Annotated in this window: 16 protein-coding genes and 3 tRNA genes; 3 read left to right on the top strand and 16 right to left on the bottom strand. The window is 67.5% G+C overall.

What is annotated here, in order from left to right; translation table 11 throughout:
• From I5803_RS18650 to I5803_RS18620, 7 genes are read right to left on the bottom strand one after another with little or no spacing between them, the layout of a single operon-like run.
• A complete protein-coding gene (locus tag I5803_RS18650; protein ID WP_196987814.1) occupies nucleotides 1-1,074 on the bottom strand; it encodes a BMP family ABC transporter substrate-binding protein in 1,074 nt (357 codons plus the stop codon).
• Nucleotides 1,075-1,087: 13 nt separating this feature from the next.
• Nucleotides 1,088-2,008: an ABC transporter permease gene (locus I5803_RS18645; protein WP_196987813.1), complete on the bottom strand. Its 921-nt coding sequence runs from the start codon at nucleotides 2,006-2,008 to the stop codon at nucleotides 1,088-1,090.
• A complete protein-coding gene (locus I5803_RS18640) occupies nucleotides 2,005-3,051 on the bottom strand; it encodes an ABC transporter permease (protein ID WP_196987812.1) in 1,047 nt (348 codons plus the stop codon). Before I5803_RS18640 ends, I5803_RS18645 begins: the two co-directional genes overlap by 4 nt.
• Nucleotides 3,044-4,570: an ABC transporter ATP-binding protein gene (locus I5803_RS18635; RefSeq protein WP_196987811.1), complete on the bottom strand. Its 1,527-nt coding sequence runs from the start codon at nucleotides 4,568-4,570 to the stop codon at nucleotides 3,044-3,046. The genes I5803_RS18640 and I5803_RS18635 overlap by 8 nt, the downstream gene beginning before the upstream one ends.
• Nucleotides 4,571-4,580: 10 nt before the next feature.
• Nucleotides 4,581-5,537 carry a carbamate kinase gene (locus I5803_RS18630; RefSeq protein ID WP_196987810.1) on the bottom strand — a complete coding sequence of 319 codons (957 nt, stop codon included), beginning with the start codon at nucleotides 5,535-5,537 and terminating at the stop codon, nucleotides 4,581-4,583.
• Nucleotides 5,534-6,361 carry an oxamate carbamoyltransferase subunit AllH family protein gene (locus I5803_RS18625; RefSeq protein ID WP_196987809.1) on the bottom strand — a complete coding sequence of 276 codons (828 nt, stop codon included), beginning with the start codon at nucleotides 6,359-6,361 and terminating at the stop codon, nucleotides 5,534-5,536. The genes I5803_RS18630 and I5803_RS18625 overlap by 4 nt, the downstream gene beginning before the upstream one ends.
• Before the next feature lie 13 nt (nucleotides 6,362-6,374).
• Nucleotides 6,375-6,899: a flavodoxin family protein gene (locus I5803_RS18620; RefSeq protein ID WP_196987808.1), complete on the bottom strand. Its 525-nt coding sequence runs from the start codon at nucleotides 6,897-6,899 to the stop codon at nucleotides 6,375-6,377.
• Between the two features lie 180 nt (nucleotides 6,900-7,079).
• Here I5803_RS18620 and I5803_RS18615 point away from each other — a divergent pair, with 180 nt between their 5' ends.
• Complete coding sequence (locus I5803_RS18615; RefSeq protein WP_196987807.1) at nucleotides 7,080-8,336, top strand: D-amino acid dehydrogenase; 1,257 nt, start codon at nucleotides 7,080-7,082, stop codon at nucleotides 8,334-8,336.
• 30 nt (nucleotides 8,337-8,366) lie between these two features.
• A complete protein-coding gene (locus I5803_RS18610) occupies nucleotides 8,367-9,371 on the top strand; it encodes an alpha/beta hydrolase (protein ID WP_196987806.1) in 1,005 nt (334 codons plus the stop codon).
• A 3-nt stretch (nucleotides 9,372-9,374) separates the two neighbouring features.
• On the opposite strand, the gene I5803_RS18605 is transcribed toward I5803_RS18610, so the two are convergent.
• On the bottom strand, nucleotides 9,375-9,812 hold the full coding sequence (locus I5803_RS18605) for a hemerythrin domain-containing protein (protein WP_196987805.1): 438 nt from the start codon (nucleotides 9,810-9,812) through the stop codon (nucleotides 9,375-9,377).
• A gap of 411 nt (nucleotides 9,813-10,223) precedes the next feature.
• Here I5803_RS18605 and I5803_RS22450 point away from each other — a divergent pair, with 411 nt between their 5' ends.
• Nucleotides 10,224-11,174 (top strand): AfsR/SARP family transcriptional regulator, encoded by a 951-nt coding sequence (locus I5803_RS22450; protein ID WP_196987804.1) that lies wholly within the window; start codon nucleotides 10,224-10,226, stop codon nucleotides 11,172-11,174.
• 6 nt (nucleotides 11,175-11,180) lie between these two features.
• Here the strand turns inward: I5803_RS22450 and I5803_RS18595 are convergent, their stop codons facing one another.
• The 8 genes from I5803_RS18595 to purF all read right to left on the bottom strand — a co-directional run bounded on the left by I5803_RS18595 (nucleotide 11,181) and on the right by purF (nucleotide 20,484).
• Nucleotides 11,181-12,473: a TolC family protein gene (locus I5803_RS18595; RefSeq protein WP_196987803.1), complete on the bottom strand. Its 1,293-nt coding sequence runs from the start codon at nucleotides 12,471-12,473 to the stop codon at nucleotides 11,181-11,183.
• A gap of 25 nt (nucleotides 12,474-12,498) precedes the next feature.
• Nucleotides 12,499-13,824: an HlyD family type I secretion periplasmic adaptor subunit gene (locus tag I5803_RS18590; protein WP_196987802.1), complete on the bottom strand. Its 1,326-nt coding sequence runs from the start codon at nucleotides 13,822-13,824 to the stop codon at nucleotides 12,499-12,501.
• The gene (locus I5803_RS18585; protein ID WP_196987801.1) at nucleotides 13,821-16,919 is read right to left on the bottom strand and encodes a VCBS domain-containing protein; all 3,099 of its coding nucleotides are present in this window, start codon (nucleotides 16,917-16,919) and stop codon (nucleotides 13,821-13,823) included. The genes I5803_RS18590 and I5803_RS18585 overlap by 4 nt, the downstream gene beginning before the upstream one ends.
• A gap of 233 nt (nucleotides 16,920-17,152) precedes the next feature.
• Nucleotides 17,153-17,229: transfer RNA gene (locus I5803_RS18580), tRNA-Asp, on the bottom strand.
• Nucleotides 17,230-17,320: 91 nt separating this feature from the next.
• Nucleotides 17,321-17,396 (bottom strand) — tRNA-Glu (locus I5803_RS18575).
• Nucleotides 17,397-17,418: 22 nt separating this feature from the next.
• Nucleotides 17,419-17,494, bottom strand: a tRNA-Ala gene (locus I5803_RS18570).
• A 70-nt stretch (nucleotides 17,495-17,564) separates the two neighbouring features.
• A complete protein-coding gene (gltX, locus tag I5803_RS18565) occupies nucleotides 17,565-18,971 on the bottom strand; it encodes a glutamate--tRNA ligase (RefSeq protein ID WP_196987800.1) in 1,407 nt (468 codons plus the stop codon).
• A gap of 4 nt (nucleotides 18,972-18,975) precedes the next feature.
• The gene (purF, locus tag I5803_RS18560; protein WP_196987799.1) at nucleotides 18,976-20,484 is read right to left on the bottom strand and encodes an amidophosphoribosyltransferase; all 1,509 of its coding nucleotides are present in this window, start codon (nucleotides 20,482-20,484) and stop codon (nucleotides 18,976-18,978) included.
• Between the last annotated feature and the right edge of the window lie 15 nt (nucleotides 20,485-20,499).

The raw sequence follows: 20,499 nt of genomic DNA, 5'->3' as shown, positions 1-20,499 counted from the left end.
CTATTGCACCTTTCCGACCACGCCCTCGACGTACCAGTTCAGCCGCCCCATCTGGTCGTTGCCGACGGTGGCGTTGGCGGGGAGCACCGTGCGCCCGCGGTTGTCCTTGATGGGGCCGGTGAAGGGATTGAAGCCCTTTGCGATCTCGTCGGCGGCGCGCCGCACCTGCGCTTGCACGTCCGGCGGCACCGCCGCGCCGAAGGGTGCGACCACCACCATCCGGCCCAAGCCCTGGTACACCGCCTGGCCGCGGAACCTGCCGGCCATCACGTCCTTCGCGACCTGCGTGAGGAACGGCGTCCAGTCGAAGCCGATGCCGGTCAGCCAGCCCCTGGGCGCGAGCTCGCGCGCCTGGATCGACTGGAAGCCCACCGACATGGCGCCGCGCGCCTCGACGGTGCGGATGATGGTGGCGGGCGAGTCGACGTGCATCGACACGACGTCGCAGCCCTGGTCCAGCAGCGCATTGGCCGCGGAGGCTTCCTTGGCCTTGTCCGACCAGCCGCCCGTCACGACGACGATGGTCTGCACGGCGGGGTTCACGGACTTCGCGCCCATCTGGAAGGCGTTGACGTTGCCCAGCGAATAGCCGATGGGCACGCCGATGACGAAGCCGAGCTTGTTCGTCTTCGTCATCCGGCCCGCGGCCACGCCCATCGCATACATCGCGTGCTGCGTCTGGCCGAAGAACACGCCGAAGTTGCTTTCGGTGTCGCCGTCGCCCGCGAACTCGAACGCGACGTCGCGGTGGCGCCGCGCCACCTTGCGCGCGGAGTCCGAGTAGCCGAAGCTCGTGGGGATGACGAGCTTCGCGCCTTGCTGCACGAGACCTTCCATCACGCTCTCCGACTGCCCGCTCTCGGGCACGTTCTCCACCTCGATGAGCTTCACCCCGGGCACGTCGCGCGCCACCTGCGTGAGCGCGTCGTGGAACGAGCGGTTGTACCCGTGGTCGTTGACGCTGCCGACATACACCGCGCCGATGGTGAGCGTCGCCTGCGCGAGCGCGGGGCCCGCGATGAGCGCCACGCAGGCGATGCATGCGGAAAGGATCCGGCCGAATCTTTGCTTCATGGGATGCTCCTGGTTAACTCGATCCGTAGAACGTGCGGCCGAGGCTGGCCGGTGCGGCGAGCCTGCGCGAGCCGCCCCACGCGAGCAGCACGCCGAGCGTGAGCAGGTAGGGCAGCATGTGCAGCACGAAGGGGGAAATGGGGGAGCCGCGCGCCTGCAGCTGCAGCTCCATCGCCTCGGCGCCGCCGAAGAGGAGTGCGCCCGCGATCGCGCGCAGCGGGTTCCATTTCGAGAAGATCACGAGCGCGATGGCGATGAAGCCGCGGCCCGCCGTCATGTACTCGGCCCATGTGAGCGTGAGCGACAGCGACAGGTGCGCGCCCGCGATGCCGCCGAGCGCGCCGCCGAGGAGCAGCGCCTGGTATTGCAGGTGCGCGGTGTCGCGGCCGGCCGCGAACGCGGCGGCCGGCATCTCGCCCACGGCGCGCACGCCGAGGCCCCAGCGCGTGGCGAACAGCAGCCACCAGGTGAGCAGCGCCGCGGGCAGCGCGAGCCAGGTCAGGAGGTCGTAGTTGAACAGCGTGCTGGCCCGCACCCAGTCGAAACCCGCGAGCCACTGCGGCCGCCACTTCGGCAGGCCCGCGATCACCGCGCCCACGTGCGGCGCGCCGATGAGAGCACTCGCCCCGAAACCGAAGAACATCAGGGTGAGGCCGCTCGCGAGCTGGTTCGCCTTGCGCGTGACGACGAGCCAGCCGAACAGCATGTTCATGAGCGCGCCCGCCGCAGCGGCGGTCAGCAGGCCGAGCCACGCATTGCCCGACACCGCGGTGACGGCGAAACCCGACGAGGCGCCCACGAGCAGCACGCCTTCGAGGCCGAGGTTCACGATGCCCGAGCGCTCCACCACCGCCTCGCCCAGCGTGGCGTAAAGGAGCGACGTCCCGGACAGGATCGCGCCCGCGAGCAGGCCCAGGAGCAGTGGCGTCGTCATTTGCCCATCCCCGAAGTCCGCCGCGCGAGCACCACGAACAGCGTCGCTGCGAGCAGGATGTTCACCGTCGCATAGGGCACGCCCTGCGAGATCTGCAGGCTGTCGCCCGCCGAGGTGATGATCGCGAACAGGAAGGCCATGAAGAGGATGCCGAGCGGCCGCCCGCCCGCGAGCCACGCGATCAGAAAGCCCGTGTAGCCGTAGCCGGGCGAGAGGCCTTCGCGCAAGCGGCCCGCGATGCCCATGGCCTCGCCCATGCCGGCGAGGCCCGCGAAGCCGCCCCCGATGGCGAGCGCGGCGACGATCCACGCGGGCACGGGCACACCGAGGCGCTGCGCCGCTTCGGGGTTGCCGCCGATGGCGCGCATCTCCAGGCCCCAGCGGGTCTTCTCGATCACCACCCAGTAGATCGCGAGCGCGGCCAGCGCGACCAGCAGGCCCGCATGCACGCGCGTGCCGAAGAAGGAAGGCAGCAGCGCCGCATCCGCGAACCGCGCCGACTCGGGATACGCGGAGTTCTCGCGCGTGCGCCACGGCCCGTAGACGAAGTAGCTGACCACGAGCGGCGCGACGTAATTGAGCAGCAGCGTGGCGACCGTTTCGTTGACGAGCCTCGCGGCGCGCAGGAACCCCGGGATCGCCGCCCACAGCGCGCCGCCCGCGAAACCGGCCAGCGCGACGAAGGGCAGGAGCAGCCAGGCGGGCGCCTGCGGAGTGAGGAATGCGGCGGCGGAGGCCATGAACGCGCCCATGTAGAACTGCCCCTCCCCGCCGACGTTGATGAGGCCCAGGCGCGCCGGCAATGCGACGGCGACCGCGGCGAGCAGCAGCGGCGTCATGCGCACCAGCAACTCGCTCGCGCCGTAGGCGCTGGCGAGCGTGTGGCGGAAGGTGTTCTCGTAGGCCGCGATTGGATCCTTGCCGGCCGCGAGGAGCACGAGCGCGAACACGCCCAGCGCGACGGCCGTGACGCCCGCGAAGCGGCTGCATGCCGCCATCGCGGCCGAGCCGCGCCAGCCGGCGATCGAAGCGGCATCAGGCATGTGCGGCCTCCTTGGAACCTGTCATGAGCAGGCCGACCTCCTCCGCGGTCCACGCGCCACGCCTGAATTCGCCGGCGACGGCTCCGGCGAAAAGCACGAGAAGCCGGTCCGACAACTCCGCCAGCTCGTCGAGGTCTTCGGAGACGAGCAGCACCGCGCGGCCTTCACCGCGCACGCTGCGCAGCAGCTCGCGCAGCGACGCGGCACTGCGCACGTCGAGTCCTCGCGTCGGGTAGAGCGCCAGCACGAGGCGCGGCTGGTGCGCCATCTCGCGTGCGACCACCACCCGCTGCACATTGCCCCCGGAGAGGGCACCGAGCGGCAGGTCGAGCGCGGGCATGGGGAACGACAGCGCGCGGAACGACTTCGCCATCGCCGCCTCGAGCGCGGGCCAATCGACCGTCGCGCCGCGCCAGTAGCGCCGCCCCGTGCCGAGCGCGAGGTTCTCGCGCACGCTCATGCCGGGGAACGCCGCCATCGCGAGCGGGTCCTCGGGGATGACCGCGACGCCGGCTTCGCGCATCCGGGCGATGCTCCATGCGGAGGCGTCCTCGCCGCACAGCCACTTCGATCCGGAGGCGAGGGGGCGCAAGCCGAGGATGAGGTCGCCCAGCTCCTTCTGCCCGCTGCCCGAAACGCCGGCGATACCGACGATTTCACCCGCGCCGACGCTGATGTCGAGCTCCGCCAGCGCGGTCTCGCTGCCGGTGGCCCGGCACGACGCGCCGCGCAGCTCCAGCACCGGGCTCGCCGGCGTGGAGGGCGCCACTGCCGCGGACGCGACGGCCGCCTGCATCGGCGCGTGCTCGCCGAACATCGTCTCGACCAGCTTCTGCGCATCCGCTTCGCCGCGCGCGAAGGAGCCCGCCATCGCGCCGTGCCGCATCACCGAGATGCGGTCCGCGCAGGCGAGCACCTCGCGGATCTTGTGCGTGATGAAGAGGATCGCGTAGCCCTCGGCCTTGAGCGACTCGAAGACACGGAACAACTCGGCGACTTCGTGCGGCGCGAGCACCTTGGTCGGCTCGTCGAGGATCAGAACGCGCGCACGGGCCAGCAGCAGCTTGAGGATCTCCACCTTCTGGCGGTCGCCCACGGAAAGCTGGCGGACAGGCGCATGGACGTCCACGCCCAAGCCGAAGCGCTTTGCGAAATCGTGCACGCGCTGCTCCACCGCGCGCCGATCGACGACGGCCGGCAGGTCGGGCAGGAAGAGCGCGATGTTCTCCAGCACGCTCATGGGCGGAATCAGCATGAAGTTCTGGAACACCATGCCCACGCCCAGCGCGCGCGCATCGCGCGGCGTTCGAAGGACGGCCGGCTTGCCCCCGACGAGGATGTCGCCCGCGTCGGGCTGCACGAAGCCGTAGAGGATCTTCGACAGCGTGCTCTTGCCCGCACCGTTCTCCCCGATCAAGGCATGCACCTCGCCGGGGTTCAGGCGCAGGTCGACATGGTCGTTGGCCTTCAGGGCTCCGTAAGCCTTGGAAATTCCGCGCGCCTCGATGAGGGGAGTCACGGCGTCCACTTCAGTTCCCCACAACGCGCGTGCCGGTTTCGCCGCGCAGCGCACGCGCCAGGTTCGGTGCGTCGGTGATGAGCCCGAGACTGCCGCCGCCCTCGATGAATTCGATGAGCGACTCGACCTTCGGCCCCATGCTGCCCTTGTCGAACTGCCCCTTCGCGTCATGCCGACGCGCCTGCGCGACCGTCATGCGGTCGATCCAGCGCTGGGTCGGACGCCTGAAATCCAGCGCGACCTTTTCGACCCCGGTGAGGATGACCAGCGCCTGCGCGCGCAGCTCGCGCGCGAGCAATGCGGACGCGAAGTCCTTGTCGATCACCGCTTCGACGCCCTGGAGGCGGCCGGCCGCGTCTTCGATCACGGGGATGCCGCCCCCGCCGCAAGCGACCACGACGAAGCCTGTATCCAGAAGCTGCCGGATTGCGCCGGCTTCGATGATCGCGCGGGGATGCGGCGAGGCCACCACGCGCCGCCAGCCGCCCGCCGCGTCCTCGCGGATGGTCCAGCCATACCTGCCTGCGAGCTCCCGTGCGCGGGCTTCATCCATCGAGGAGCCGATCGGCTTGCTGGGCCTCGCGAAAGCCGGATCGTCCTGGTCCACGAGCACCTGCGTCACCAGCGCGACGGGTTCGCCCCGCATGCCGCGGCTGCGCAACTCGTTGCGCAGCGCCCGCGCGAACATCCACCCCAGGGATCCCTGGATGTCCGCGCCGGCGTAATCCATGGGCACCGGCCGCAGCTCCTGCATCGCGAGTTCCGAGCGCCTCAGCACGAAGCCGATCTGCGGCCCGTTTCCATGCGTCACCACGACCTTCCAGCCGTCCCTCACCATGCCCGCCACGTCCGCGGCAAAGCGCGACGCCATTTCGTACTGGTCGGCGATCAGCTGATGGGCCGGGTCCCGGATCAGTGCGTTGCCACCGACCGCCACCACCGCCAGGCCGGGCATGGCCGCGGTCATCGGGTCGCCCCTTTCGATGCCACCATTGCGCGTACCGCCGCGGCCGCCCCCGCGAGTGCATCCCAGCCCGAGCAATGGCCGGCCCGGGAAAGGCGCGCAAGCGGCTCGTCCCATCGCGGCTCGTCGCCCCCCAACAGTTGCTCGAGGCAATCGTGCAGGGTCTCGTGTGCCTCGCCGCCGGCGGCGGCGACGAGGTGGGCACGGCTGATCGCATGCGTGCGCGTGGCCGCTGCATCCCGCAAGGCGTCCCACAGGCGCTCGGCAGTCGCGTCGCAGCCCATCGCGCGCAGGGCGACCAGCGCGCCGGCCAGGTAGTCGTCGCCCGAAGGGGTGAGGCCCGGGCCCCAGCCCAGGAGGCCGACTGCTGCATCGGGGAACGCACGCACCGGCGAACGCAGCCACGCATCGAACGCGTCCAGTGCCGCATCCGCCTGCTGCAGGAAGGGCGACGCCGCGCCGGCGAGCCGGCTGCCCAGGCCATCGCGCGGAACTCCCAGGGCCGCCGCGTTCCGGAGCGAGCGGAGATTGCCGCGCAGCGCCCCGGCAACCGGTGCCGCGGAGCGCACCCGGGGCAACCAATGCATCGCATCCCGCGAGTTGACTCGCACGCGGTCGCCTTGGCGCAGCGCATGCAGCTCGGCACCCTCGGCCACGATGCCGTTGATCGGGCCCCGGCCCACCGTGCCGTCGCCCAGGCACACATGGCGATCGCCCGGCAGGTGCAGGTACACGCTGCGCCGGAAGACGGCGCAGACAGTGCCGCGTCCGCGCGACAGCGCTTCGTGGGTGCCGCGGCCGGCCTCGACCACCGTCAGTGTCTTCATGCCGCGCGCCGGCTCAGGAGGCCGGCGACCACACGGCTGGGCGGACCGGCTCCCCAGGTGCGGATCGTTCGACAGCCTTCGCGAACGCCTCGACCGCCTGGGCACAGCTGCCATCCTGGACTTCCTGCGCGGTGACGACTTCGGCCAGCACGGGGTCGCGCCCGGCGACGCGGCCGATCTCGGCGACGGCGTTCGATCCGCCGCGGCCGCCCATGGTCGTGAGCAGCGCGATGCGTTGCAGGCGGCTCCCGTAGGCCCGGGCGAAGCTGCGCATCGGCCCGGCGATGCGCCCGGCCCAGATGGGCGCAACGAGCACCACGTTCGCGAAGTCCGACGGTTCCGGTCCCTGGTAGCGGACCTCGGGACTGCGATGGAACAACGAGTCGACGGCGCAGCGCAGGTAACCCGACGCGCCGGCGGTCCGGGGGCGTTCCTCCAGGACTTCGCCGACAGGCCAGCCGGTCTGCGCGGCCAGGAGTTGCCCTAGGCGCCGCGAGTTGCCGGTCAGGCTGTAGAAGACGATGAGGGTGCTGCCCATATTGTTCTCCTTCGCGCGTGTCGTGCGCCGCATGGCCCCGCGGAGTCGGGGCTCGGGGCAACGATAGGCTGGGCGTGGGGGGGGCCCTTTGACGGAGATCAAGTCGAGCCGCAGGGCAGGCGGCGGCGCCAGCTGCTTCTCCGGTTCCTCCCCCGGGCATTCGCTGATAGCCTTGGCGCCATGAAAGTCCTCGTCCTGGGCAGCGGCGTGATCGGTACAACGGCGGCGTACTACCTCGCACGCGCCGGCCACGAGGTGACCATCGTCGACCGGCAGTCCGGGCCCGCGCTCGAAACCAGCTTCGCCAATGCCGGCGAGGTGTCGCCCGGCTATTCGGCGCCCTGGGCCGGGCCCGGCGTGCCGGCCAAGGCGGTCAAGTGGATGCTGATGCACCACAGCCCGCTCGTAATCTGGCCGATGCTGGACTGGGCGATGTGGCGCTGGGGCGCGGCGATGCTGCGCAACTGTACGGAGGCCCGCTACAAGGTGAACAAGGCGCGCATGGTGCGCCTCGCGGAATACAGCCGGGACTGCCTGCGCGAATTGCGAGCGGAAACGGGCATCACCTATGACGAACGCAGCCAAGGCACGCTGCAGCTTTTCCGCACGCAGAAGCAGCTGGACGGCACGGGCAAGGACATCGAGATCCTGCAGCAGTACGGCGTGCCCTACCAGCTGCTCGACCGCGAGGGCTACCTGCGGTACGAGCCCGCACTCTCGCTGGTGAAGGAGAAGTTCGTCGGCGCGCTGCGCCTGCCCGGCGACGAGACCGGCGACTGCTTCATCTTCACGCAGAAGCTCGCTGCGATGGCGCAAGCGCTGGGCGTGCAATTTCGGTGGGGCGTGCACATCGAGGCGCTGCAGCGGCAAGGCGATCGCGTCACGGGTGTCCGCACGGGCGCGGGCGCGATGGAGGCCGATCGCGTCGTCGTCGCGCTGGGAAGCTATTCGCCGCTGCTGCTGCGGCCCGTGGGCATCGACATCCCGGTGTACCCGGTCAAGGGCTATTCGATCACGCTGCCGATCGACGATGCGGCCCATGCGCCGGAGTCCACGATCATGGACGAGACGCACAAGGTGGCCGTGACGCGGCTGGGTGACCGCATCCGCGTCGGCGGCACCGCGGAGCTCGCCGGCTACAGCCTGACCTTGCGCGAAGGCCGACGCCAGACCCTGAACCACGTGGTGACGGACCTGTTCCCGCGCGCGGGGGATGTGGCGAAGGCGACGTTCTGGTCAGGGCTGCGCCCGATGACGCCCGACGGCACGCCGGTGATCGGGCCCACACCCCTCGATGGTTTGTGGCTGTCCACCGGGCACGGCACGCTGGGATGGACGATGGCCGCGGGGAGCGGGCAGCTGCTTGCGGACTGGATGGGCGGCGCCCGTCCTGCGATCGATACCGAGGGCTTGTCGCTGGCACGGTACGCTGCCTGAACCGATCTTCAACTTTGCACCAAGGAACCCATGCGAAAGAATCCCGACACCCCGGCCGGCACCATCCATCGGCTCACGCTCGACAGCGACGCGCTGAAGGGCAACCTGCTCGGCGACCCGACGCGGCGCATCGTCGATGTCTATGTGCCGCACGGCCATGACGGGCGCGGCCTGCCCTTGCTGGTCGACCTGGTGGGATTCACCGCCGGCGGCCCGGCGCACACCAACTGGAAGAACTTCGGCGAGAACGTCCCCGAGCGGCTGGACCGCCTGATCGCCGAAGGGCAGATGCCGCCCGTGGTGGTGGCCTTCCCCGATTGCTTCACCAAACTCGGCGGCAACCAGTACGTGAACTCCGTGGCGATGGGGCGCTGGGATGACTTCCTGCTGAAGGAAGCCGTGCCGCTGGTCGAACAGCAATTCAAGTGCGGTGGCGCGGGACGGCGCGGGCTTTTCGGCAAATCGAGCGGCGGCTATGGCGCGATGACGCATGCGCTGCTCCATCCGGATTTCTGGAGCGCCGCAGGCGTGCACTCGGGCGACATGGGCTTCGAACTGCTGTACAGGCATGAATTCGTGCCGGTATTGCGGGCGCTCGCCAAGCAGCCCGACCTGGCGCAGTGGGTGGACGAGTTCTGGCAGGCGAAGAAGACGAAGGACAGCGACGTCCACATCATCATGATGCTGGCGCAGGCCGCGAGCTTCGACCCCGACCCCACCGCGCGCTACGGCCTTCGCCTGCCGGTGACGCCGGACACCTGCGAGATCATCCCCGAGCGCTGGGCGAACTGGATGGCGTGGGACCCTTTGGTGCTGGTGGAGAAGCACGGGCCTGGCCTGAAGCAGATGAAGGCGCTATACATCGACTGCGGCGACGTGGACCAGTACAACCTCGTCTATGGCGCGCGGCGCATGCACAAGCGGCTCGACGCGATGGGCGTGCCGCACACCTACGAGGAATTCCCGGACAACCACTCCTCGGTGGACTACCGGATGGATGTGAGCCTGCCGCTGCTGGTGCGAGCGATGGGCTGAAGCTCAGGCTTCCTGGATCGCGTCGGCTACCTCGGCACGCCGGGCCTGGATCTGCCCGCCGAGCGTGGCGAGTTCCATGCCGGAAGCCCGCGCCTTGGCGAACATGCCCTTGCGCTCGTCATCGACGTGGTGCAGCGTGTGCTGCTTGACGGCTTCGATCGCGCCGTCGAGGTTCTCGGCGGTGAGCACCTTGGCGATCAGCTCCTTGATCTCCGCGTGCTCCTTGAGCGCGTGTTGCAGCACCTGTTCGTCGCCGGTGGCGCGGGCGAAGGCCGGATAGAAGATCTCTTCCTCCACCATGGCATGCAGGGTGAGCTCCATGCAGATCACCTGGGCCAGGTGCAGCTTGGCCTGCGGGTCCCCGGCCGACTTGAATTCGCGGAACAGCTCTTCCACCCGGTGGTGATCCGCTTCGAGCAAGGCGATGGCGTCCTGGGCCATGGTGATCTCCTGTCGTGTTGCGGGCGTGCAGGCGTGCGACGCAGCCGCGTCGATTCAATCTAGTGCGGCGCAAGGCAATGGCTTGTAGGCGGAAGCTGGAGGGGGATGTGGGTCGTTGCTGCTGGGTCGTGCATACGAATCGCAGCATCGTCGCTCGGCAAGTGTCGAAAGGCCCAACACGACTCAGCCATAAGGCGGATTCGCTGTGCCCATCGCTTTCCGACAATGAGTTTCAGGAAACTGGGACGATGGAAGAACGAAGGGCGGTGCACTCGGAAACTGCAACCAGGCCCCAGGAGACAACAGAAGGAGTTCCGCGTGCGAAGCAGTCCTCTCCGAGCGAATCTTGCGGGAACGGATAGGCCCGCGCCTCTCGCGACCCTCCCGCCTGCTGCAATTGCAGCCAACAGGGTGATTGATGCCTGTCTCGCCCTCGCGGCATGCTTCATCGAATCCACAGGCGACACGGCAGCAGCGAAGCTCCTCATCGACTTCAGCCAGGCAAGTTCCGGATCCGGCGCGAACGATCCGATCGGCCGCAGCGCCGGCGACCTGCTCGATGCGCTCATGGATGGCTGCTTCGACGTCGGCCACCGAACCGACAACGTCCGCGTTCGCGTGCTCGGCGCGATGCGCATCGAGGTGAAAGGGTCGCACGTGACATGGAACGGCAGGGCCCAGCAGCGTGTGCTCGACCTGCTGTGCCTTCTGGCCGCTGCAGGGCCCGCCGGGAAGCCGTCGGAATTCCTTCAGGACCGGCTGTGGGACGGGTGCGAGTCCCCCAATTCGGCACTACGCATCAGCATTCACCGGTTGCGCAAGCTGCTCGGCAGCGATGACACCGTCATTGTTCGCGGCGGGCGCATCTCGCTGAACCCGGAGAAGGTGTGGACAGATGTGGAAGCAATGTCGAGGCTCGCGGATTGCGTATCCCTCGGCCTGAAGAATATCGCGACCGCCGTGCTGACGCGGCTAGGTGCCGGGCTGCTCGCGCTTTATAGGGGCGGCATTTGCGGCGCGGAGCAAATCGGCTGGCTCACGGCGGTTCAACGCAAGCTGTCGATTCAGTTCATATCGACCGCTTCGGCACTCGGCCAGGAGCTCGAGTCCCGAAAATGCTGGATCGAAGCCGACCGCCTTTGGCAGCGCGTCCTCGACGCGGAGCCGCTTTGCGAATCGGCCCATCGCGGCCTGATGCGTTCCGCGCACGCGCAAGGTGACTGGGCTGCCGCATGGAGCCACTATCGTTTTTGCCGCGACACGCTCTCCGTGATCCTGAGCCAGCCGCCATGCCCGCAAACCCATCGCCTCGCGCGGGAACTCGGGCTGCTCGGCGAGTCGTCCGGGCACACCGCCGCCTGACACGCGCTAGTAGGTGTCGACGGCTCCGATGCGTCGAGCGAGCTCGCCGTGAAGTGCGAGCAGATGGAACCAAGCGAGGTTTTTCTGGGTCCCGGCATCGATCAGGGCCGCCTGTGCGCGGTTCTCTTCCACCAGCGTGTCGGCCACGTCGAGCAAGGGGCGCACTCCCGCCTCGTAACCCTTCTCCGCCAGCGAGCGCGTGTCGGACGCGATTTCGGCCGCGGACTTCCCCAGCTGTTCCACCTCCGATGCGGTGAGGAACAGCTGCTGCACACGATCGAACTGGCCGAGCGACTCGATGACCACCGCATCCTTCTGAGACCGCCCGGAATCGAGCCGCTCGGCGGCCGCCCGGCGGCGGCCGACATCGCCACCGCCCGCGAAGAGATTCCAGCTGGCGACAAGCCCTACCGTGCGGCTCGCATAGTGTGCTTGCGCGCCTCCGGGGTTGAGCGCGCGGGACGCGGATGCCTGCAGCACCACCTTCGGTAGAAAGCCGGACGCCATCGCCTTGAGCTGGAGTTCCGCGATCCGCACTGCAGTCTCTGCATCTTTCACGTCCACACACGACACTTCGCACGCGGACCTCAAATGCTCCAGTTCGGCGATATCGGGAGCGGCGTCCGGAGGCGCAATGAGTTCAAGCTTCGCAGGGTCGAGCTGCGTCACCTGACTGAACGTCTTTACCGCCTGCCGTGCAGTGCCCTCGAGCTCGGCGACCGCCCTTCGTTGCTCGAGCAGCCTGCTCTGCGATCGGCGCAATTCAACGAGGGGTGCCTGCCCCGATCGCATACGGCCCTGGACAAGTTCGACCAGATGCTCCAGGCGTCCCTGCGTGGCTTTGGCGCGGGACAGCTTCTCGCGGGCCGCCGCCAGATCGAGCATCGCCTGCAGCGCGGCGAGCGAGCGTTCGTTCACGGCTTTCTCCAGTGCGATCGCCTCGCGCAGGATCTGCGTCCTCGCGATTTCCAGCTCCATCGCCGACTTGCCGCTGTCGAAGAGCAATTGCGAGATCGTGAGCGATCGTGAGTAGGCTGGCCGGGAGACGCCGTCGTTCGCGCTGAACTGGCTGGGGGTCGGCAAGTCCTTCTGCCCTGCACGGCCGATTTGCGACGAGACATCGATAGACGGGTACAGCGCGGATTGCACCGCAAGCCGATCGCCGTCGGCCGCGCGGACATTAGCCCGCCGTGCCGCAAGCTGGGGGTCGACAGCGATCACATGCCGCACGAGGTCCGCGGCCGCCATCCGTTGCGCGAGCGCACCGCCGCTCGACACGCAAGCCAGCGCAACGACCATGAGCCGAAACCGAACACGCATGCCGCTACCTCTCCGTGAAGCTCTGGTTCAAACCGCGCACGATCGGCTTGAAGAGATAGGTGAGCACCGTCCGGCTGCCCGTCACGATGTCGAGGTTGACCTGCATGCCGGGAACGAGCGGCAACGGCTGACCCGACTTGTCCTTGAGCACACCTTCCAGCGCGACCTGGGCGACGTAGAACTCCTTGCCGTCCTTTTCCTGCACGGAGTCCGCGCTGATGTTGCGAACGGTGCCGTCCAGCGCGCCGTAGATGGCGAAATCGAAAGACGACACCTTCACGCGGACACGCTGGTGCGGGCGAAGAAACCCGACGTCGCTTGGCAGGATGCGCGCTTCGATCATGAGCACCTCGTCGGTCGGCACAAGGTCCAGCACGACCCCCGCAGGCGGAACGACCTGGCCTGGGCGACGGAAGTACACCGCCTTCACGACGCCGTCCACAGGCGCGAGCAATTTGGCGCGCGCGACCTTGTCGGCGCGCGCCGCGCTCCTGGGCGCGTAGATGTCGGCGTCCGCCCGGCGCTCCACGAGCTCTTTCTGCAGGCGTGCCCGATAGTCCCCTAACGCCTTGGCGTGGTCGGCACGCGCCTGTGCGATAGCGCTTGTCAGTTCGCCCATCGCATGTTCCTGCGCCACGACGCTGCTGCGCACGTTGAGCAGGTCCCGCTCCTTGCGCAGCACTTCCGTCTCGGCCAGCACCGCCGGCACCAGCGGCCTGACGATTTCGAGCTCCTTGACCAGCATCGCGGCTTCCTGCTGGCGCAGGACCAGCTCGCGCCGCGCGCGCTCGAGCATCTCGCGTTTTTGTATGGCAATCTCGTCGTAGCCCGCGAGAATTGCGGCCAGTTCCGCGCGATTGGCTCGGTGGGCGGCGATTTCATCGTCGCGAATGCGCTGCTCCCCTTCCAGCGAATGCGGAAACGCGATCGGGCGTGAGGCGAGTTCGGCTTCGATCCTTGCGAGCGAGGCGATGCTCTGCAGCCACCTGCGATGAGGCTCCTCGTAGTCGGACCGCTGCGTCTTGTCGTCGAGCTCGGCCAGCACATCGCCGGCGCGCACGCGGGAGCCTTCAGCGACGAGCATGGCCACGAGAACGCCGCCATCCTGGTTCTGCACGGGCTGCACCCGTCCGACGGGGACCAGCCTGCCCTGTCCCCGCGCAAGCTCGTCGATGTGGAACATGGACGCCCAGATGAATGCCGCGATCACGAAGACCGCGACGGTGCAGGTGACGATGCGCACCGAGCGCGTGCCGTCGTCACCCTCCGGATCCGACAGCGCCTCTTCCTTCCACGAGCCGAAGCGTTGCGTCCATGCCCCGAAGTTCATGGCGCCTCCTTGGCGGGACGTGCAAGCCTCTCCATGACGGCCGCGCGCGGACCATCCATGGCGACTTTTCCGTCATGCATCACGATCACCCGGTCGACGATGTCGAGGAGCTGCAGGCGATGCGTGATGAGGATGAGCGTTTCGCCCGTACGCAAGGTCTGCAGGCGTGCCCGAAGCGCCTGTTCCCCCGCGAGGTCCAGCGAACTGGAAGGCTCGTCCAGCAGCAGCACGGAGGGGTCTCCGACGAGCGCGCGCGCGAGAACGATGGCCTGCCGCTGGCCGCCGGACACCAGCGCGCCGCGTTCACCCACCGGCAGGTCGTAGCCCATGGGATGCGCGCGCACGAATTCGTCGACGCCGGCCTCCTTCGCGGCATCCATGACGCGGTGGTCGTCCACCGCGTCGGAGCCGTAGGCGATGTTCACGCGCACGGAACCGTTGAAGAGGAATGGATCTTGCGCCACCGCGCCGATCGCGCGACGCAATTGGTGCGGATCGAGCTGCCGCGTGTCCACCCCGCCCACGAGCACCGACCCTTCGGCCGCGTCGTAGAGCGCCGTGGTGAGTTTGGCGATGGTCGATTTGCCGGAGCCTGAGCGCCCGATGATGGCGACGCGCTCGCCCGCGGCAATGGAAAAGCTCACGTTGCGCAAGGCGGGCACCGGCGCGCCCGGGTACGAGAAGGTCACCGCGCGGAACTCGACGCTTCCCTCGATCCGGTCACGCAAGACGAACGTTTTGCCCTCGGGGCGCTCCACCGCTCTTTCGAGAAGGCGCGTCACGCTGCGCAGTGCAATCTTCGTCTGCGCCCAGCGCGCGAGGAACATTGCCACCTGGCTCATGGGAGCAAGGGCGCGCGACATGAGGATCGAACACGCGATCAGCCCACCCAGCGTGAGCTTTTGTTCGCTCACCTGGTAGACCCCGACGATCACCAGCGCCACGCCTGCGATCGACTGGTAGAAGCCGATCATCGAAGAGCCGAAGCTGGAGATCAGCTTGGAACGCATCCCGGCCTTGGAGATCTGCCGCACGCTGCGCTCCCACGCGCCCTGGAATATGCCTTCGGCCGCGGCAAGTTTGAGTGCCTCGATGCCCGTGAGCACCTCGATGGTCATCGACTGCTTCTGCACGGACGCCTGCATGGATGCCTGCACCGCCCGATCGAGCGGGCCCTGCAGGGCGAGCGAGGTTCCGATCATGAGCGGAATGGTGACCAGCGGCACCAGCGCGACGGGGCCGCCCATCGCCGCCATCACGGCGAGGTACGACGCCGTGAGCGTGTCGTTGTACGTGCGGAGCGCCTGCACCGCCGCATTGCTGCTGTTCACCGTGAACGTGAACCCGCCGGCTGTGACACTCCCGGCGGTCCCGTAGGGTGAATTGCTTCCAGACCACCAGGACATCTGCTTCGTGTCGCCCGCATCGACGTCGGCGTCGTTGGCCAGCAAGTTGCCGCTGACGCCGGTCGTCACGGTGCCGCCGTTGGCCGTGCCGCTCGCGACAACGTCGAAGCGGTCCAGGTTCGCCACCGGCGCGTCGTTGGTTCCTTGGATGGTGATCGTCAACGTGGCCGTGCTGCTGGCGCCTGCGGAATTCTTGAGGGTGTAGCTGAAGGTGTCCGCCAGCGTATTCGTGCCGGCGCGCAGCGCCTCCACCGACGCGTTGCTGTTGTTGACCGTGTAGGCGTAACTGCCGTCGGCATTCAGCGTGAGGCTCCCGTAAGCGCCCGTGAGCGCGCTGCCCACCGCTCCGGCCGTCGCGCCGAACATCACGGCCGCTACGGTCTTGCTATCACCCGGATCCACGGTGTCGTTAGCGAGGACGTTGCCGACCGGATTGGCTCCCGCGGAAGCGTTGTTCACCCCCCCCGCCTCTACGGCCGTGGCCGTGTCCGCAGCCGCCACCGGCGCGCGATAGGGCCCCTGGATGGTCACCGCCACCACCTTGCTCGATGTCCCGTCGAGCGACCTCGCAGTGAACGAGTCCGTCAGCGTCTGGCCCGTCGAAAGCCCCTGGATCGCGCTTTGCGAATTGCTCGCCGCGTAGGTCCAGGCTCCGTTGGCTGCCAGGGTGAACGTGCCGTACGTTCCCGCGACGGACGACTGGGCAACGAACGACGATTGCCCCGCATCGGGATCGCTGATGCTCAACGCGCCGCCGGCTGTCAAGTTGCCGGCGACGACGTTGCTGTTGCCAGTGACCGTCCCCGCGCTGGTGCCGCTGATCGTCGCGGCGTCATTCGCTCCGTGGATCGCGATGCTCAACTGCGACGAGCCCGTTGCGCCCGCGGTGTCGCGCACCGTGAAGTTGAAGACCTCCGTCAGGATCTGCGCGCTCGTGGCCAGCGCTTGTACCGATGCGTTGGTCTCGTCGATGGCGTACGTGTAGCTGCCGTCACTGTTGAGAGTCAACTTGCCGAACGCGCCTTGCAGGGCGCTGCCGACCGTGCCCGCGGCGCCGCCGAAGCTCACCGCCGAGACCACGTCCGTGCTGGCATCCATGGGATCGTCGATGACTTGTCCCTGCAGCACGTTGCCCGTCGCCGGCGCGCCCGCTGTCGTGTTGTTCACGCCGCCGGCTTCCGTGGCGTTGCCCACCTGGGCCGGCACCCACGGCGCGTTATTGACGTTAATCGTGCTTGTCGCGTGCGAGATCAACGCGCCGCTGGCATTGAGCGTATCGATGTTGATGGTGCGCGACGCGGCGGTCAGGCCTTGCGGCCCGGGCTGGGGCGTGCTGTTGTAGAACTTCACGCATTGAAGCGCGGCTCCCCACTGTGCGTCTGGTGTCGTCGACTGCGACGCGCGCTGGATGAAGACGGGGCCTGTCGCCTGGCCGGTCCATGAGGTCGCCCCCGCCGCAATGCCTGGGCCGGACAGTACCAACCCCGACGGCAGCGTGCCGATCTGGAGATAGTCTCCCGATGCCCAGTTGCCCCCAATCTGTATCGCGTTCACACCGTCCGTGTTGACGGACGAGCTGCCGCTCCCGACGACAACGCCCGAGGCGACGATGCCGATCGCAGAGCTGTCGTCGAGGTACGAGATCACGTAGTTCGTGCCGGCGGGGCTACCGTTCAGGTCGAGAGACATTTGGTTCCTTTATATGGAGGTGCAAATGACTCTAGAACCCTACGCGTTACGTATCGGTTACCGCGACACAGGGCATGACTGGGGACATTCCCCAACCGAAGAGGAGTGACCGACCACCTCCACGAACCGGAAGGCCCAACCCGAGGCGAGGCCCATGGAGCTCGAAAATTCCAAATTTGGAATGTTCAATGACAAAAGGGGTTGGCCCTTGCGAGCCAACCCCTTGGTGATTCTGGCGGAGTGGACGGGACTCGAACCCGCGACCCCCGGCGTGACAGGCCGGTATTCTAACCAACTGAACTACCACTCCTGGTAGATTGCTTTCGTCCTCGCGGACCAAGTGCAACCGGCTTGCTGCCGTGTCGTCCGCGAGCAGTCACTTCTGACCGATGCGAGCAATTTGGCGACCCTACGGGGATTCGAACCCCGGTACTTACCGTGAAAGGGTAATGTCCTAGGCCTCTAGACGATAGGGTCAAAACCTTGAACTAACTTCGGTTGGTGGAGGTAAACGGGATCGAACCGATGACCTCTTGCATGCCATGCAAGCGCTCTCCCAGCTGAGCTATACCCCCATGATTGCCAGCCCTGCCCCTGCAGATAGCCCGTCAATTTCCGAGCCTTGAATTATAGCCCGAAAAATTCTCACGCCGCCGCGAGACGCTCCAGCACTGTCTTGCGGTCGCACAACGCGATCACCGCGTCCAGCGAAGGCGTCTGCGCCGTGCCCATCACCAGCACACGCACCGGCATGGCGAGTTGCGGCATCTTCAGGCCCGTGGCGCGCAAAACCTCCTTGATCGCCTCGGAGATCGCAGCCTTTTCCCACTCCACGCCCTCCAGCATCTTCGCAAGCATGCTCACGGCCGGACGCACGCCGTCCGTCACGTGCTTGGCCACTTCCTCCGGGTCACGCTTCACGGGCCCGTAGTACTTCGCAGCCCAATCCGCCAGCGCCACCGTGGTGTCGCATCTGTCCTTGAACAGCGCGCAGATGCCCGGCAGGCGCCTGTCTCCTTCCATGCCGCGCCTGTCGAGCTGCGCGGCGACGAGCGAGGCCAGTTCGCGGTCGTCCATGGCCTTCATGTGCTGCGCATTGACCCAGCGCAGCTTGGCCTCGTCGAACTGCGCTGCGCTGCGGCCCAGGTGGTCGAGATTGAACCACTCGATGAACTGCTCGCGGCTGAAGATCTCGTCGTCACCGTGGCTCCAGCCCAGGCGCGCCAGATAGTTGACCATCGCGTCGGGCAGGAAGCCTTCGTCGCGGTATTGCGTGACGGGCTTGGCGCCGTGGCGCTTGCTCATCTTCTCCACGCGCACCGTGCCGTCAGCGTCCGTCACTTCCTGCAACACCGTCGGCAGGTGCGCATAGACCGGCGGCTCCACCCCCAGCGCGCGGAAGATGTTGATCTGCCGCGGCGTGTTGTTCACATGGTCGTCGCCGCGGATCACGTGCGTGATGCGCATGTCGATGTCGTCCACCACCACGCAAAAGTTGTACGTCGGTGTGCCGTCCGGCCGCGCGATCACGAGGTCGTCGAGCTCGTCGTTGCTGATCTCGATGCGGCCCTTCACCTTGTCCTCCCAGGCGACGACGCCGCCGGTCGGGTTCTTGAAACGCAGCACGGGCTGCACGCCCTGCGGCACCTGTGGCAAGGTCTTTCCGGGCTCGGGCCGCCATGTGCCGTCGTAGCGAGGCTTTTCCTTCGCGGCCATCTGGCGCTCGCGCAATTTGTCCAGCTCTTCGACGCTCATGTAGCAGGGATAGACCTGGCCGGATGCCTTCAGCTGCGCGAGCACTTCCTTGTAGCGGTCCATCCGCTGCATCTGGTAGAACGGCCCCTCGTCATGGTCGAGGCCGAGCCAGGCCATGCCTTCGATGATCACGTCCACCGCGGCCTGCGAGGAGCGCTCGACGTCGGTGTCCTCGATGCGCAGGATGAAGTCGCCCTGCTGCGAGCGCGCGAAGGCCCAGGGGTAGAGCGCCGAGCGGATGTTGCCGAGGTGGATGAAGCCCGTGGGGGACGGGGCGAAGCGGGTGCGAACTGTCATTGGTTCAGGCGTCCTGCGCGTTCGGCAGCGCAAGGCGCGAAGTGTCTTCTTCCAGCGGGTCTTCCTGGCCGATGCGCGCTTCGTTGATCCGCGCGATGTCGTCGGGATTGATGTCGCCCGTGACGTACACGCCGTCGAAGCACGACGCATCGAAGCCGTCGAGCTTCGGGTTCAGCGAGCCGATCGCGCGCTTCATGCCTTCCACGTCCTGGTAGATCAGCGCATCGCAGCCGATGATCTCGCGCACCTCTTCGACCGTGCGGCCGCTTGCGACGAGTTCGCCCGAGGTCGGCATGTCGATGCCGTAGACGTTCGGGTAGCGCACCGGCGGCGCGGCGCTCGCGAGGTACACCTTCTTCGCGCCGGCATCGCGCGCCATCTGCACGATTTCCCGGCTGGTCGTGCCGCGCACGATGGAGTCGTCGACCAGCAGCACGTTGCGGCCCTTGAATTCGCTCACGATCACGTTGAGCTTCTGGCGCACGGACTTCTTGCGCACGCCCTGCCCGGGCATGATGAAGGTGCGACCTACGTAGCGGTTCTTCACGAAGCCTTCGCGGTACGGGATGCCCAGCAGGTGCGCGAGCTGCGTCGCGCTCGGGCGGCTCGATTCGGGGATCGGGATCACGACGTCGATGTCGTTGGGCGGCACGGTCGACACCACGCGCTTGGCGAGCGCCTCGCCGAGGTTCAGGCGCGCCTGGTACACCGAGATGCCGTCGAGCACGGAGTCAGGCCGCGCGAGGTACACGTATTCGAAGATGCAGGGATAGAGCTTCGGGTTGTCCGCGCACTGGCGCGAATGCACCTGGCCCGCCAGGTCGATGAAGATCGCCTCGCCCGGCTGCACATGGCGCTCGAATATGTGGCCTGTGCCTTCGAGCGAGACGGTTTCGCTCGCGACCATCACGGTCCCGTCCTTGCTGCGGCCGAGCGACAGCGGACGGATGCCGTACGGGTCGCGGAAAGCGAGCACGCCGTGGCCCGCGATGAGCGCGATCACCGCGTAGGAGCCGCGCACGCGCTTGTGCACGTTCGCCACCGCCTTGAACACGTCTTCCGGCTGCAGCTGGATGCCGCGCGTGGATTTTTCCAGTTCGTGCGCGAACACATTGAGCAGCACTTCGGAGTCGCTCTCGGTGTTGATGTGGCGATGGTCGGTCGTGAAGAGTTCGGCCTTCAGCGCCTGCGCATTCGTGAGGTTGCCGTTGTGCACGAGCACGATGCCGAAGGGCGCGTTCACGTAGAAGGGCTGCGCCTCTTCCTCGCTGTACGCGTTGCCCGCGGTGGGATAGCGCACCTGCCCCAGGCCCACGGTGCCGGGCAGGCCCCGCATGTTGCGCGTGCGGAACACGTCGCGCACCATGCCCTTGGCCTTGTGCATGAAGAACTTGCGTTCCTGCTGCGTGACGATGCCCGCGGCGTCCTGGCCGCGATGCTGCAGGAGCAGCAGCGCGTCATAGATCAGCTGGTTGACGGGCGCTTGGGAGACGACGCCGACGATTCCACACATGGCAATGCTCTTTCG

This window comes from Caenimonas aquaedulcis, from assembly GCF_015831345.1.
In the GTDB taxonomy this organism is placed as follows: domain Bacteria; phylum Pseudomonadota; class Gammaproteobacteria; order Burkholderiales; family Burkholderiaceae_C; genus Ramlibacter; species Ramlibacter aquaedulcis.
This window is presented reverse-complemented; position numbering and strand designations above follow the sequence as displayed.

Bases quoted from the DNA above. Each gene is read 5' to 3' on its own strand.
- I5803_RS18585 (WP_196987801.1), bottom strand. From the start codon at position 16,919: ATGTCTCTCGACCTGAACGGTAGCCCCGCCGGCACGAACTACGTGATC.
- I5803_RS18595 (WP_196987803.1), bottom strand. From the start codon at position 12,473: ATGGTCGTTGCGCTGGCTTGCGTGTCGAGCGGCGGTGCGCTCGCGCAA.
- gltX (WP_196987800.1), bottom strand. From the start codon at position 18,971: ATGACAGTTCGCACCCGCTTCGCCCCGTCCCCCACGGGCTTCATCCAC.
- I5803_RS18650 (WP_196987814.1), bottom strand. From the start codon at position 1,074: ATGAAGCAAAGATTCGGCCGGATCCTTTCCGCATGCATCGCCTGCGTG.
- I5803_RS18605 (WP_196987805.1), bottom strand. From the start codon at position 9,812: ATGGCCCAGGACGCCATCGCCTTGCTCGAAGCGGATCACCACCGGGTG.
- purF (WP_196987799.1), bottom strand. From the start codon at position 20,484: ATGTGTGGAATCGTCGGCGTCGTCTCCCAAGCGCCCGTCAACCAGCTG.
- I5803_RS18610 (WP_196987806.1), top strand. From the start codon at position 8,367: ATGCGAAAGAATCCCGACACCCCGGCCGGCACCATCCATCGGCTCACG.
- I5803_RS18615 (WP_196987807.1), top strand. From the start codon at position 7,080: ATGAAAGTCCTCGTCCTGGGCAGCGGCGTGATCGGTACAACGGCGGCG.
- I5803_RS18645 (WP_196987813.1), bottom strand. From the start codon at position 2,008: ATGACGACGCCACTGCTCCTGGGCCTGCTCGCGGGCGCGATCCTGTCC.
- I5803_RS18630 (WP_196987810.1), bottom strand. From the start codon at position 5,537: ATGACCGCGGCCATGCCCGGCCTGGCGGTGGTGGCGGTCGGTGGCAAC.
- I5803_RS18620 (WP_196987808.1), bottom strand. From the start codon at position 6,899: ATGGGCAGCACCCTCATCGTCTTCTACAGCCTGACCGGCAACTCGCGG.
- I5803_RS18625 (WP_196987809.1), bottom strand. From the start codon at position 6,361: ATGAAGACACTGACGGTGGTCGAGGCCGGCCGCGGCACCCACGAAGCG.
- I5803_RS18640 (WP_196987812.1), bottom strand. From the start codon at position 3,051: ATGCCTGATGCCGCTTCGATCGCCGGCTGGCGCGGCTCGGCCGCGATG.
- I5803_RS18590 (WP_196987802.1), bottom strand. From the start codon at position 13,824: ATGAACTTCGGGGCATGGACGCAACGCTTCGGCTCGTGGAAGGAAGAG.